Annotated in this window: 11 protein-coding genes (1 of these 11 only partly in view); 6 read left to right on the top strand and 5 right to left on the bottom strand. The window is 40.5% G+C overall.

Annotation, left to right across the window (positions count from 1 at the left end; all coding sequences use genetic code 11):
- A protein-coding gene (gene gppA, locus L3Q70_RS00660) for a guanosine-5'-triphosphate,3'-diphosphate diphosphatase (protein ID WP_062569500.1) crosses the window boundary here: on the bottom strand, positions 1-1,457 show its 5' portion. Its footprint begins 37 nt before the window's first position; 1,457 of the gene's 1,494 nt are visible here — the first part of the coding sequence; the start codon lies at positions 1,455-1,457; its stop codon lies beyond the left edge, outside the window.
- Positions 1,458-1,501: 44 nt separating this feature from the next.
- Positions 1,502-2,779: an ATP-dependent RNA helicase RhlB gene (rhlB, locus tag L3Q70_RS00655; RefSeq protein WP_062569499.1), complete on the bottom strand. Its 1,278-nt coding sequence runs from the start codon at positions 2,777-2,779 to the stop codon at positions 1,502-1,504.
- A 90-nt stretch (positions 2,780-2,869) separates the two neighbouring features.
- Here rhlB and trxA point away from each other — a divergent pair, with 90 nt between their 5' ends.
- The 3 genes from trxA to L3Q70_RS20370 all read left to right on the top strand — a co-directional run bounded on the left by trxA (position 2,870) and on the right by L3Q70_RS20370 (position 6,079).
- Positions 2,870-3,196, top strand: coding sequence for a thioredoxin TrxA (gene trxA, locus L3Q70_RS00650; RefSeq protein ID WP_054554679.1), 327 nt, complete (start codon positions 2,870-2,872; stop codon positions 3,194-3,196).
- Positions 3,197-3,376: 180 nt separating this feature from the next.
- The gene (gene rho / locus L3Q70_RS00645) at positions 3,377-4,636 is read left to right on the top strand and encodes a transcription termination factor Rho (RefSeq protein WP_062569498.1); all 1,260 of its coding nucleotides are present in this window, start codon (positions 3,377-3,379) and stop codon (positions 4,634-4,636) included.
- A 186-nt stretch (positions 4,637-4,822) separates the two neighbouring features.
- Complete coding sequence (locus tag L3Q70_RS20370; RefSeq protein WP_276574710.1) at positions 4,823-6,079, top strand: methyl-accepting chemotaxis protein; 1,257 nt, start codon at positions 4,823-4,825, stop codon at positions 6,077-6,079.
- On the opposite strand, the gene L3Q70_RS00635 is transcribed toward L3Q70_RS20370, so the two are convergent.
- Positions 6,052-8,889, bottom strand: a complete 2,838-nt coding sequence (locus tag L3Q70_RS00635) for a tetratricopeptide repeat protein (protein WP_237114685.1) — start codon at positions 8,887-8,889, stop codon at positions 6,052-6,054. The two genes, L3Q70_RS20370 and L3Q70_RS00635, sit on opposite strands and share 28 nt — an antisense overlap.
- A gap of 154 nt (positions 8,890-9,043) precedes the next feature.
- On the opposite strand from L3Q70_RS00635, the gene L3Q70_RS00630 reads away from it, so the two are divergent.
- Positions 9,044-9,628, top strand: coding sequence for a DNA-J related domain-containing protein (locus L3Q70_RS00630; RefSeq protein WP_237115229.1), 585 nt, complete (start codon positions 9,044-9,046; stop codon positions 9,626-9,628).
- 4 nt (positions 9,629-9,632) lie between these two features.
- Here the strand turns inward: L3Q70_RS00630 and dbpA are convergent, their stop codons facing one another.
- Positions 9,633-11,021 carry an ATP-dependent RNA helicase DbpA gene (gene dbpA, locus L3Q70_RS00625; protein ID WP_237114684.1) on the bottom strand — a complete coding sequence of 463 codons (1,389 nt, stop codon included), beginning with the start codon at positions 11,019-11,021 and terminating at the stop codon, positions 9,633-9,635.
- 193 nt (positions 11,022-11,214) lie between these two features.
- Here dbpA and L3Q70_RS00620 point away from each other — a divergent pair, with 193 nt between their 5' ends.
- Positions 11,215-12,165 (top strand): tetratricopeptide repeat protein, encoded by a 951-nt coding sequence (locus tag L3Q70_RS00620; protein ID WP_237114683.1) that lies wholly within the window; start codon positions 11,215-11,217, stop codon positions 12,163-12,165.
- A 182-nt stretch (positions 12,166-12,347) separates the two neighbouring features.
- Here L3Q70_RS00620 and L3Q70_RS00615 read toward each other — a convergent pair whose 3' ends face one another.
- On the bottom strand, positions 12,348-13,253 hold the full coding sequence (locus L3Q70_RS00615) for a DUF808 domain-containing protein (RefSeq protein ID WP_062569492.1): 906 nt from the start codon (positions 13,251-13,253) through the stop codon (positions 12,348-12,350).
- Between the two features lie 115 nt (positions 13,254-13,368).
- On the opposite strand from L3Q70_RS00615, the gene L3Q70_RS00610 reads away from it, so the two are divergent.
- Positions 13,369-13,659 carry an MliC family protein gene (locus L3Q70_RS00610; protein WP_062569491.1) on the top strand — a complete coding sequence of 97 codons (291 nt, stop codon included), beginning with the start codon at positions 13,369-13,371 and terminating at the stop codon, positions 13,657-13,659.
- Positions 13,660-13,688: the final 29 nt, after the last annotated feature.

The raw sequence follows: 13,688 nt of genomic DNA, 5'->3' as shown, positions 1-13,688 counted from the left end.
AGCTTGGATTCTAGTTGCAGCTCACTGGCCATTAATGGATGATATTTTAACCAATCGCCATCAAATGTCAGCGTCAGGATGTTTTCGTTTACACTTAAGTCAAGCAACGGTAGTACGTCATCTTGTCGACGCATAGATAAGATCACTGCGACCCTCACTATTCTAGCCAAACATTCTGCTAGTTGTTTATGACAGCCTAAATGATCAAAACTGTGTTTGATCAGATCTGAGCGATGTTCATTCGCAACGGCAGTAATCAGTTTATGCTCAGATTGTGAGAACCCAGGCATATCTGTGTTCTCTAATATATAAGCGGTATGTTTGTGATACTGTTTATACTCGATTAGCAAACCAATCTCATGCAATTTTGCCACTGTCTTTAATAGCGCGATTGCATTGCTATCAATTGATTGCCATTGCCCTTTTACACTTTTTGCCAATTGCTCTGCAAGTTGTGCGACACGGCAAGCCTGCTTTTGATCTACATGGTAACGATTCATTAAGCCATCCACTGTACGCTTACGAATGTCATGGTTATGTAGCTCAGGCACCATGCTATATAAAACACCTTCACGTAATGCGCCACGAGCAAGACCCATTTGCTTTATATTTAACGACTCGAATAAAGCAATTAAAATGGCTAGTCCTGAAACGAATACTAGACGCCTTTCCTCTATTAAGCCTGGAAGCTCAAGATCAGCAATTGTGTCATATTGGATTGCTTGCTCTTTGATAGCTAAAAGCTTATCAAGCGTTAAGAGCTCATCTTGATTTTGTGCAACCATGATTTCTTGAATTGCTTGCACTGTACCAGATGCACCGCTGGCGATTTGCCAACCAGATTTTTTATACTCTGCAACAATACCTTTAACCACATCATGCGCTGCTTTTATAGCTGCATTGAAATTCTTTTCATTGAGCTTTTGATCTTTGAAGTAACGCTCAAGAAAAGTCACGCACCCCATATTCAGACTTTTATAGTGTAATGCCTCAAAATCTTTGCCAATGACGACTTCAGTGCTTGCCCCACCAATATCGATAACAAGCTGTTTGCCATTGCAAGCTGATGTATGTGCCACACCTTTGTAAATCGTCTTTGCTTCTAGCTCACCGCTGATGACGTTGATTTTATGACCAAGGATCTGCTCAGCTTTTTGCTTGAATACATCGGCATTGGTAGCAAGACGTAAGGTTGCGGTTGCAACGATGGTGATATTATCTTTTGGTATGTCTTGTAAACGCTCAGCGAACAAGGCTAGGCACTCCCAACCTCGTTGCATGGCTTCTTTGCTAAGCACATTGTTTTCATCAAGCCCAGCAGCCAGCCTCACCTTACGTTTGACTCGACCGATCGTTTGCAGACCGCCAGCGATTGATTTTGCGATTAACATATGAAAACTGTTAGAGCCTAAATCAATAACTGCATACACATTTTTTTGCGGTTGAAGTTGCCCCACCGTTCAAAAACCTCTAGTTACTACTAAGTCTTAAAAACGGCCGTTTATGACGACCGTGATTTTTGGTAACTATTGTTTGGGCGACGTCCGTTGTTATTACGATTACGTGGGCCTGTAGAATAGTTCCGCTTTTTCTGAATAGTAGGCTTAGTTAAATCATCAAGCAATGCACTTTTATCATAATGCGATAATGGAATGCTGTGCTCTATGTACTGTTCAATCTCATGAAGGTTATATGCGTATTGCTCACAAGCAAAACTAATCGCATGGCCTGATGCACCAGCACGGCCGGTACGCCCTATGCGATGTACATAATCTTCACAATCATCTGGTAAATCAAAATTAAATACATGACTTACTTCTGGAATATGTAAACCACGAGCAGCAACGTCTGTTGCCACTAAAAAGTCTAAATCGCCTTTGGTAAATTGAGCCAAAATTGATTGACGTTTTTTCTGGTTCACGTCACCGGTTAGTAATCCAACACGATGGCCATCCGCTTTCATCCATGCATAAACATTTTCACAACTGTGTTTGGTATTTGCAAACACAATTGCTTTATCTGGCCATTCTTCTTCAATTAACGTTAACAGTAACTTAATTTTGTCATCTTGTGATGGATGAAATAGCTCTTCTTGAATACGTTTGCCAGTTTTTACGTCTGGCTCAACTTGTACGTGCTCTGGGTTTGTCATATGCTCAAATGCCAACTCTTGCACGCGATAAGACAAGGTTGCTGAAAACAATAAATTCAAGCGTTCAGATGCTTCTGGCATACGCCTAAACATATAACGAATGTCTTTAATAAATCCTAAATCAAACATCCGATCGGCTTCATCAAGCACCACGACCTCAATTTCGTTCAAGGTGTAACAACCCTGTTTGTAAAGATCGATAAGGCGTCCAGTGGTGCCAATTAAAATATCAACGCCTTTTTCTAATTGTGCACGTTGTTTTTCGTAATCTTCGCCACCATATACTAAACCTAAGTTAAGATTACAGTGTGGCGCTAAAATTTTTGCATCTTTGTGTATCTGAATCGCCAGCTCCCGAGTTGGGGCCATGATCAGGGCTCTTGGATGTTTACTAGATGCTTTGCTAGATTGTAATAACCGATGGCACGTGGCAGTTAAAAACGCCAACGTTTTGCCCGTACCCGTTTGTGCTTGGCCAGCAATATCGCGGCCCTCACAGATAAAAGGTAGGCATTTAGCTTGAATGGGAGTGCAATATTCAAACCCATTTTCGGTTAAACCGGCAACCACTTCCGGTGCGATAGCAAAGTCTGAAAACTTTTTATCGGTCAAATGTGTCTTAGTCATAGCGTTTAAGCATAACGTTTAAACTTGCAATAAGAAACAAGAGTGTTTAAATACGCATTAAATATTTCGCCTAACTTATCGGAGATCGCAATGAGCGAGAAAATTATTCAATTAACTGACGATAGCTTTGAAGCTGACGTACTTCAATCAGACAAACCTGTACTTGTTGATTTTTGGGCTGAATGGTGCGGACCTTGTAAAATGATCGCCCCAATTCTTGACGAAGTAGCGGGTGAATTTGACGGACGTGTGACAGTAGGTAAACTTAATATCGACCAAAATGCAGGTACACCACCTAAATTTGGTATTCGTGGTATCCCTACGTTACTTCTTTTCAAAGATGGTCAAGTGGCAGCGACTAAAGTAGGTGCACTTTCTAAGACTCAATTAGTTGAGTTTTTAGAGAACAACATCTAATTTTGACTGTGAAAAAGGGCTTTTTGCCCTTTTTTTAACTTTATTTTGTTTAAAGACTGGACGCCTAGCTAGTGACCTGCTAGTTTATAAAGCCAACTAATCCTTAGTTATACCAACAAACCTCACTCATGTATCAAACGATGATTTGAGTATGATAATTGTAATAAAGAACCCACCAATATGCATTTACGCGAATTAAAAGACAAGTCGATCAAAGAGCTTGTAAACCTAGCTGAGTCCATGGGGCTCGAAAACGTAGCCCGTTTAAGAAAACAAGACATTATTTTTGCCATTCTAAAAGCACACGCTAAAAGCGGTGAAAACATTTTTGGCGGCGGTGTACTAGAAATCTTACAAGATGGTTTTGGTTTCTTAAGATCATCAGAAGCATCTTATTTAGCAGGCCCAGATGATATTTATGTATCTCCGAGTCAAATCCGCCGATTCAGCATGCGTACTGGTGACTCAATTTCAGGCTTAATTCGTCCGCCAAAAGATGGTGAACGTTACTTCGCACTCCTGAAAGTCAATGAAGTTAACTTCGACAAACCTGAAAACTCACGCACTAAAATCCTTTTTGAAAACCTTACTCCACTTCACGCAAACGAACGTTTACGTATGGAACGTGGTAATGGTAGTACTGAAGACATTACAGCGCGTGTACTTGATTTGGCCTCACCAATTGGTAAAGGCCAACGCGCACTTATCGTTGCACCGCCAAAGGCAGGTAAAACGATGCTGCTGCAAAATATTGCGCAATCAATCAGCTATAACCAACCTGACTGTGAGCTAATGGTTCTTCTAATCGACGAACGTCCAGAAGAAGTAACTGAGATGCAACGCCTTGTTAAAGGTGAAGTGATTGCATCTACATTTGATGAACCAGCAAGCCGACATGTTCAAGTTGCAGAGATGGTTATCGAGAAAGCAAAACGCCTTGTAGAGCACAAAAAAGACGTGGTTATCTTACTTGATTCAATCACTCGTCTTGCTCGTGCCTACAATACGGTTATTCCTTCGTCTGGTAAGGTATTAACCGGTGGTGTTGACGCGAACGCACTACATAAACCAAAACGTTTCTTTGGTGCTGCTCGTAATGTAGAAGAAGGTGGCAGTTTAACAATTATTGCAACTGCGCTTATTGATACCGGTTCGAAGATGGACGAAGTTATCTACGAAGAGTTTAAAGGTACAGGTAACATGGAACTTCACTTAAATCGTAAGATTGCTGAAAAGCGTGTATTCCCTGCTATCGATTTTAACCGCTCAGGTACTCGTCGCGAAGAGTTATTGACTAAGCCTGATGAACTACAGAAAATGTGGATCTTACGTAAGATAGTTCATGAGATGTCTGAAATAGATGCGATGGAATTCTTAATTGATAAGCTCTCAATGAGCAAAACCAATGATGAGTTTTTCGATTCAATGAAGCGTAAATAAACGCGAATAGACTTCAAAAAATGCCTGTTTAAAACACAGGCATTTTTTATAACTCACTCTCTGTGCTTTACCTATAATACCAATACACTTAAAAAAGCTATTTTTAGGTCGTATCGATTGGTATAAGTTGGAATATACATTAAAGCTGTTCTATACCTAATAAGATTAAGGGCAAAGGACACTTCAATGATTCGCTTTAAAGTAGCTATAACCCTGTTTGTAATAAGCCTACTTAGTTGTATTGCTAGTTTTTATTTTTTTAATTTTAGCCCTCTTGCCTGCATCACGCTCAGCGCAGCTATTATTTTGCCGTGGCTTGTCATGCTAAGCTTTCTATATATAAATGACAAAAAGCAACGCGACCACTTAATTCATTTTGTCTCAAATATCACCTCTGAAAATGGAATCAACTTTTCCTTCAGATTTGATGAAGGTAATAAACATCTCCCCAAAGCATGTCATGCATTAAATGCCAACCTCACAATTGTGGAACATATGCTAAGTGAGATTTATGCATCATCAGCACGATTATTACCAATGGCTGATGCCTTACGAGACACTTATGCCTCTATGACTCAAAAAGCGACTATTCAAAATGCTCATGGTGTTGACCTAGCAAACACGATTGAAAAAACCATTGATGTATCAAGGGAATTAGATACCAGCTTAGAAAAAATTTACCATGCGGTATCCGATGCAACAAACTCAGTTAAGCAGACACGTGTAGATGCAGATAAAAGCCAAGCAAGCCTAATAAAATTAGCAGAAAATATTAATCAAACGAGTGGGCAAATTATTCTGCTAAAAAAAGACAGTGATGCTATAGGCTCTGTGATAGATGTAATCAATGGAATTGCCGAACAAACGAACTTGCTGGCGTTAAACGCAGCGATTGAAGCAGCACGGGCTGGTGAGCAAGGACGAGGCTTTGCTGTTGTTGCAGATGAAGTACGTAACTTGGCAGCCCGCACAAGCCAATCAACGCAAGAAGTACAAGAGATGGTGTCCAAAATTCAACATGGTACTGAACGTGCGGTTCAGCTAATGCAAACGGCATTAAAAGAAACCGAGCAAACAGTTGAGCTATCAGAAGAGTCCACCAAAGAAACCAATAAGATTGAACAAGCGATGCTTGCCATCAATGCGTTATCAGAAAATATCCATGAGCAAGTTGCCATACAAAGTCAGATGTCTGATGAAGCTCAAGCGAGTATTGAGTCAATGGTAGAACTTAATTCAGATGCGCTATCCAGTTCACAGATTCAGGCTGTTTCAAGTCAAGATTTAGTAAAACTAGCACATACATTAGATGAGAAGTTGTCTATCTTTAAAATCACTCACCCGTCAACAGATTTAATACAGCGAGTTGACCGCTCCCGATTTGAAAGCTCCCATAGTAAAGCTATCGAACAAATTCAGGAGGGTGACATTGAGCTATTTTGAGTCTCTGATGCACTGTGCAGCTGATCAAGTAATTGAGCGACTAAACTTGGCAGCTCTATAAGTTGATTATGCTTAAGTGCCAATTCAAGTGCCATCGCGCTGTTGGCAACTTCATCGAGGGCAAACATTTTTGCAGCCCCTCCAATTCGGTGCGCATCTTGTTGTAGATTAAATAAATCTTGCTCTGAGAAATGCAACTGAACTTGTGAAGCTTCATAGTCAAAACTACCAATAAAGCTTGCAACCAAATCGCTCATATCCTGTTGCTCGTCCTTTATATTAATGGCATTTTTACAGTGTTTCGCAAGCTGAGTGTAAAACACTTTTTTGTCTATCGGCTTGGCTAAATAGCCTGTAAAGCCTGCTTTTAAATAGGCTTCAACTTCATGGCTAATAGCATTCGCTGTTAACGCATAAACAGGTTGAGTAAAACCACAATCACGTAACAATTTAAGCGCACTTAACCCATCGAGCACCGGCATTTGAATATCAAGTAAAACAACGTCAGGAAAAGCTTGCAGACACTGTTCAACGGCTTGCTCACCGTTTTCTACAGCAATGACTTCTAATCCCATCGACTCTAAATAACGGTGAATTAATCTACGATTATCAACATGATCTTCCGCTAGGAGTACCTTACCGCTAAGTCCCGAAGATGCTTGCAGATTGCTTACATCATGCTCTATTTTATCCATAGCTGGAATATGCTCTTTGCAGGGTAAGTAAAATGAAAACTCGCTGCCTTTGTTTACTTCACTCTCAACACTTATATAACCACCCATCATCATCGCTAGCTGCTGCGATAAGCTCAGTCCTAATCCCGTTCCGCCAAAACGTCGGCTTATACTATTATCAGCCTGACTAAAACATTCGAAGATCAACTTAAGCTGCTCTTCATTCATACCAATGCCAGTATCTGTTACTCGAAACCATACCCCATGCTGGGATAAGGAAGCATATAACCTCACCTCTCCCTGATGAGTAAACTTGATAGCATTAGCACATAGATTGATCAAAATTTGTTTGATCCGAGTAAAGTCTAAATAACTATAAAATTGCTCACCTAACTCATTATGAAATGTGAACTGCAAGTTTTTATCTATGGCTTGCCCACTTAGCATGGCATGAACATCCGTTGATAATTTAACGAGATCACCTTCTTTTAAGTTTAATTCCAGTTTATTAGCTTCGATTTTACTAATATCAAGTACGTCATTAATAAGCTCTTTTAAGTGCTCACTTTGCTTGTGAATGACACGCAATTCGTCATTGAGAGATTCGGGTTTATAAAGGCCATTCATCAAGTTATCGGTCTGACCTAAAATGGCTGTCAGCGGGGTACGTATTTCATGACTTATATTCGCTAAAAACTGGCTTTTTATTTCATTAGCTTTGCGTAGTTGATCCGCTGTTTTTTCTAACTCTTTAGTGCGCTTAGCAACCATCAGAGACAGCTGCTCTTTTGCTCTTTTTTCTATGCTACGTCGATAAACAGTGACCCCTGTCACCACCAACATTATAAATAGAATAAATAACATAATAGCCAACTGTCGTTGCTTAGACATTTCTAGCTCTTGCACACTTTGCTGTTGTTTTAAATCAAGGATCTCTTGGTTTAGTTGGCTTGCTTGTATTTGACTTTGTAGTTCACCCAAGGATTTCAGCAACTTCTCATTTTTAGCGGTATTCGTGTCGCGCACAAATTGGTCAAACAAGGCCACCGACGCTTTATAATCCCCTTGCCCTGCTTTAATTAATGCACGCATGCCCAAACCGTCAAGAACGCGTAATTCATCCTTAAATTCTTCTGCCATTTTTGTGGAGGCATTAAGGGTTTGCTCTGCCTTTGCTAACTTCCCTTGCAGTAACTCTATTTTCGCAAGCGAAAATAGGCCCGCTAACTCCAAGGACTTATTATCTATCTGCTGGGCAAACTCTACCGCTTTCTCGGCATGACTAATAGCAAGTTCAAGATCGCCTGTGCGCAAGTAAACATTGGCGATATTGCCATGTCGCGATGATAAGTAATAGGCATTATTTGTTGATTGGTAATAGCGTAAAGCTCGCTGATAATAATGTAGTGACAACTGATATTGCCCTAACTCAGAATAAGCGACTCCCATATTGCCATAAGACTGTGCCACTCCATCTTTATCACCTAGCTCTTGATAGATCTCAAGCGTCTCTCGATACATATCAAGTGCTGTACTATAACTCGATAAACGAATATAAATGCCTGCGATATTATGCAAAATATCAGCTTTATCTTGAGCAGTGCCGTATTGCTCAAACAATGTTTTAGCTTGTTTATAGTAATCCAGTGCTTGATGCATATTGAACATATTAAAATAAGCAAGGCCAATATTACTGAGCAAATTTGCTTTAGAAATAGGATCTTTCATATTTTCCGCGACTTTCAAAGCACGTAGGTACGTCGCGACGGCTTGTTGCATTAGACCTTGGTAATAATAGGTGACACCTTGCATTTTCATTGCTAAAAAATACCCCTCAGGATCCGATTCCAAAGTCGTACTTTTCTCAGCCAACTGGTAATGCTCAACGGCAGCAGTAAAATTGCCCTGCTCGAGTGCCAAATCGCCTAGTTGCATATGAATTTCATGCTGTTTTTGTGAACTTAACACAGAAGAAGCCAGCAGTTTTTTTCCTAACTGCAACTTTTCATCCCATTGCTGAGATTGATTAAAACGCTCCAATAATGAAGGGTGGGCATGCGCAATATCGGTAAATAAAAATAAGCCCCAGCAAAAAAACGTCAAGTTAATTAAGCCGCTGCGCAATTTTATAAGCATATTGTATATATCCCTAAAAGCTTAGTAGCATAGGCCACTAAAATTAAACCTTGATTAAATGCGCCAACGATTAAAAACACGAGCATGGTTTTAATAACGTTGCTGTGATAGCGTGTATAAAATAAAGATTACACTAAACATCGGCTTACGAACAATGGTTAACCCACTGATTGACGAGATTTTTTGCTTACTTATAAGACAGCCGATTTGGAAAGTTCACACATTAGCAAGCGCCTTATCAGAAACGAATCACATCAAAGCACTCGATGATGACCCGCAAAAAGACTTGTTTAAGCGCAATTTTCTAGTCATGAATGCACTTTATCAGTTGCAATTACAGCTGGTCCCTGACTACCATCTCCGTATCGCTTCGCTGCATATAGAGCTTGTAAATACACCCTCACATACTGCATTACTACAAGCTGAACCTTTAAGAGACTACTACCTAGATTGGCACAATTACGACACATCTAACGATGAAATTGCAGCACTTCTCGATAATTTCTGGCAACATTTTGGTCAGCAAACTTCTGTAAATACCACAAAAAAACTCACTCCCTTACAACACCAAGAAATACGGGAGCGGTGGAATTTAAATACTGAATATTCGTTAAAGGATGTACAAAAACGTTGGCGGCAACTTGCATTAAAACACCACCCAGATAAGCAGGGCTCTGCGGTGATGTTTAAACAAATACAAGGTGAATATGAGCAACTTAAATTATATTGCTCATTATGATCAGTTAACGAGTGAGGCGACGCGCACGGATTTTACGCTTTTTGATATTGCCTTCTGTTAATTTTCGTAAAGCAGGTTTTGCAGCAACACGCTCAACAGCAATAAAAGCGACATTATCCAGCACATTAATTTTACCAACTTGATGGCCTGCAACCCCTTCTTTACCAGTTAACGCCCCTAAGATATCACCCGCACGAATTTTTTGCTTTTTACCCGCATCAATCATGATGGTTGCCATCGTTGGCTTATAAGCTGGCTTTTCGAGTAAACTAAACGGCGGTAGTGGTTCAGGGTCAAAGTCACGCTCATAGTGGTCACCGATTTGCGCTACCTTGAATTGTTCTGCTTCCCCATATATTGAGCAAGCAATGCCTTTTTTACCTGCTCGCCCAGTACGGCCAACTCGGTGAACATGAGTTTGTGGGTCATGAGCAAGGTGGTAGTTCACCACCATGTCCATATCATTAATATCCAGTCCGCGAGCAGCCACGTCTGTCGCCACTAAAATCGAAGCACTCTTATTCGCAAAGCGAATTAATGTGCGCTCTCTCTCTCGCTGCTCAAGGTCACCATGAAGTGCAACTGCACTGAAGCCCTCAGCAAAAAGGTCATCACAAATCTGTTGCGTTTCTACCTTGGTGTTACAAAAAATCACACAGCTTTCAGGTTGAAACTTCAGTAGCAGTAGCTTTAGTGTATTAAAACGCTGCTTATTGTTATCCAACTTATAAAAGTATTGCTTAATCGTGCTTTTTTCTTGCTCGTCTTCAACCTTGATCATTTCAGGGTTGCTAAGTACTCGCTCAGCAATAGCTGCAATCGACTTTGGATAGGTCGCACTGAATAACAGCGTCTGGCGCTGGGCTGGAATACAGTCAACAATCGCGTCTAACGTATCCTGAAATCCCATATCAAGCATTTGATCGGCTTCATCCAGTACCAATGTCTCGACATCATCTAAACTGAGTGTCCCTTTGCGAATGTGATCATCGACACGGCCAGGTGTGCCCACCACGATGTGAGCACCATGTTCAAGTGAACCTATTTGCGGACCAATAGACACGCCCCCACATAGCGTTAATACCTTTATATTATGAATGCTACGCGCTAGCTTACGTACTTCTTGGGCCACCTGTTCGGCTAATTCACGAGTAGGACATAAGATTAATGATTGAATACGAAAACGTTTTACATTTAGCTTAGCTAATACTCCTAAACTAAATGCAGCTGTTTTACCTGAACCTGTTTTCGCTTGCGCAATGATATCTTTCCCTTGCAAAATCACAGGCAAGCTTTGTGCTTGCACTGGGGTCATTTGTGAATAACCTAAGGTCGATAAATTTTCGACTAACTCTTGCGGTAACGCCAATGATGTAAAAGCAGTTGCTGTCACAGTAAAATTCCACACTTGATAATTGAGGGACATCCTCGAAGATGTAGGTGATCATAGCAGACATTCGCTCTTTTCTCTAAAGCAAAAATAAGTACGACTCTCACCACACCTTCAGTTCATATTTCGTTACAGTTTGCTACTTTATAACTCCCTGTATATGTTCTAACTTAAGGGTATTACCAAGGAAGAAGCTATGTTACTTTTTAATACCGCTGTTGCTGATGTTTTCTATAAACAGGCTACAACTTGCCCTCACTGTCAGAGTAAACATTTTTCACTGATTAATAACAGTAAGCTGCTTCGTTTTACTATTTTACCTGTCGCCCCTTTATCTATTAGTTATCAGCGCCAATGTGATGATTGTGGTCATATAACTGATGTGCCTTGGTACTCTCTGCCCGTTTTAGAGCTCATTTCATTTATAAAGTATTTCATAGGCTTTTTAGTTATTAGCTACCTTTTAACGACGTTTATATTAAGTAGTCAACGTCAGAGCGAAAATGAAATACACTACCTAGAGAAACCAAAACAATTTGATACTTACTTTGTTCTTTCGGAACAATTTACGGGTCAACCCAAACGCGTTAATAACTTAAAAGTCGCCCAGTTAATTGAATTTAATGATAATACAATGACCTTTCGTGTAGGTAACTACACTTATAAATACAATAAAGATATCGAAATTGCGATGCGAACCAGCATGCTGGTACAAGATAATTACTTTGCCAGTAACACAATTACCTTAACAAAACAGCAAGTTCATGACTTTTACCGCGATAACATCATCTATAAGATTTTACGTCCAGAACTTTATAGCCTATTTGGTGGCTTTGTAATGCATCCACCTAAACCTAAACCTCTCTATACAGGTGTAAAGCTTGATAAAAATAACCAGCAAGGGATCACTTACTTTAAGGATGGTCTTTATAAGGAAGCTATTGAGAGCTTTACCCTGTCTGCAGAAGCGGGATATTCATGGGGGCAGCTCAATCTAGCTCAGATGTACCGAGATGGACAAGGCATCCCTCAAGACACAGCTAAAGCAGTTTACTGGTTAAACAAAGCAGCACAACAGAGCAACCCTAAGGCAAAAATTGAACTCGCAGAATTGTGCCTATCTTTCGACTGCACCCATTTAGAATAATCTTTAAAGGTTCACGTAAAATAGTGTTTACAACACTATTGATACAATATAACATAACCATATCATTGCTTGAGTTTAATTAGGTAATTGCTAATTAAACTTGAGTCAGACCCTGCACACTAGCACGCTAACGTTCCCGTGCTACACTCTTGCCGGCGGGGTTATCTCGCCGGCCTTTTCAATTAACTTGTTAATCTACGCCAGCCCTGTAGACACACCACAATTATGAGTCCTGCAAGTATGCCGAGCATGCCATCAAATAGAATGGGCGCAACAAACTCTCCAGCAGCGCCTGCATGTTGCAATGCAAAACGAGTAACGGCTTGCTGAGTATGATGTAGCAACGCAATACCATGCACTAAAATACCACCGCCGACTAAAAACATGGCAATGGTCCCCGCAATAGCTAAGAAGCGCATTAATTTTGGCGCCAATGCAAGTAAAAATTTACCAAGTGATTCCTTTAACTTACTACCACTATTTTCTGCTGTTTGAAGCAAATAAAGTCCCGCATCATCCAGCTTAACGATACCTGCTACTAAGCCATACACGCCAATCGTCATGATCACCGCGATAACACTCAGCACTAACGCTTGATTAAAAAGTGTCGCACCAGCAACAGTACCTAGCGTAATGACGATTATTTCGGCAGAAAGAATAAAGTCGGTACGGATAGCTCCTTTGACCTTCTGCTTTTCGTATTCTCGCAAATCTTGATGTGCCGAGGATGGCTGCTCGGAACTCTCCTTATGGCCGAAGAACTTTTCGACAATTTTTTCAGCCCCTTCAAAACATAAAAATAAACCACCAATCATTAGCAAAGGGGTAATAAGCCAAGGAAGCCATGTACTGATTATTAACGCGGCTGGAACCAGTATCGCTTTATTAACAAAGGAGCCTTTAGCAACAGCCCAAACAACGGGTAATTCACGGTCAGCTGTCACACCAGTGACTTGCTGCGCATTGAGTGCAAGATCGTCGCCAAGCACACCCGCCGTTTTCTTAGTCGCGACTTTACTCATAGTCGCAATATCATCTAAAAGTGTCGTGATATCGTCAAGTAATGTGAGTAAGTTAGTGCCTGCCATAGTCATTCCTTGCCAATTAATTACACTCACAACATAACTTATCTAGTCATTTTCACCAACGGTTAATTTTTCTTTGTTAGGCTTATACTTCATTCAGTAAACAGGGGGTGTCGCAATGATAAAACCACTTCTCTCAGGACTCATTCTCGTTAGCTTATGCGCGTGTGCAAAGCAAAGTGATCCAAATAATTATACATGTGGCGAAGACTCCACAGTGAGCATTGCTGACATTAGCGAAGATGAAGCTGAGCTGTTGTTCAAAGAACAGAGCTTTGTATTAAACCGACAAGTAAGTGCATCAGGTGTTAAATACAGCAATGACACTGTTCTTTTTTGGTCAAAGGGTGCTGAAGCGATGTTCATTTTAAAGGGAAAAAAATATCATTGTGCACTGAACCAATCTTAGCAAAATCTGGTTGCTGAAATTCGCTTAAT

Origin of the sequence: Pseudoalteromonas sp. CF6-2 (assembly GCF_021729425.1) — a bacterium.
Taxonomy (GTDB): Bacteria; Pseudomonadota; Gammaproteobacteria; order Enterobacterales; family Alteromonadaceae; genus Pseudoalteromonas; species Pseudoalteromonas arabiensis.
This window is presented reverse-complemented; position numbering and strand designations above follow the sequence as displayed.

Coding starts and splice junctions, on each gene's coding strand:
- trxA (WP_054554679.1), top strand. CDS start 2,870: ATGAGCGAGAAAATTATTCAATTAACTGACGATAGCTTTGAAGCTGAC.
- rho (WP_062569498.1), top strand. CDS start 3,377: ATGCATTTACGCGAATTAAAAGACAAGTCGATCAAAGAGCTTGTAAAC.
- L3Q70_RS00635 (WP_237114685.1), bottom strand. CDS start 8,889: ATGCTTATAAAATTGCGCAGCGGCTTAATTAACTTGACGTTTTTTTGC.
- L3Q70_RS00610 (WP_062569491.1), top strand. CDS start 13,369: ATGATAAAACCACTTCTCTCAGGACTCATTCTCGTTAGCTTATGCGCG.
- L3Q70_RS00620 (WP_237114683.1), top strand. CDS start 11,215: ATGTTACTTTTTAATACCGCTGTTGCTGATGTTTTCTATAAACAGGCT.
- rhlB (WP_062569499.1), bottom strand. CDS start 2,779: ATGACTAAGACACATTTGACCGATAAAAAGTTTTCAGACTTTGCTATC.
- L3Q70_RS00615 (WP_062569492.1), bottom strand. CDS start 13,253: ATGGCAGGCACTAACTTACTCACATTACTTGACGATATCACGACACTT.
- L3Q70_RS00630 (WP_237115229.1), top strand. CDS start 9,044: ATGGTTAACCCACTGATTGACGAGATTTTTTGCTTACTTATAAGACAG.
- L3Q70_RS20370 (WP_276574710.1), top strand. CDS start 4,823: ATGATTCGCTTTAAAGTAGCTATAACCCTGTTTGTAATAAGCCTACTT.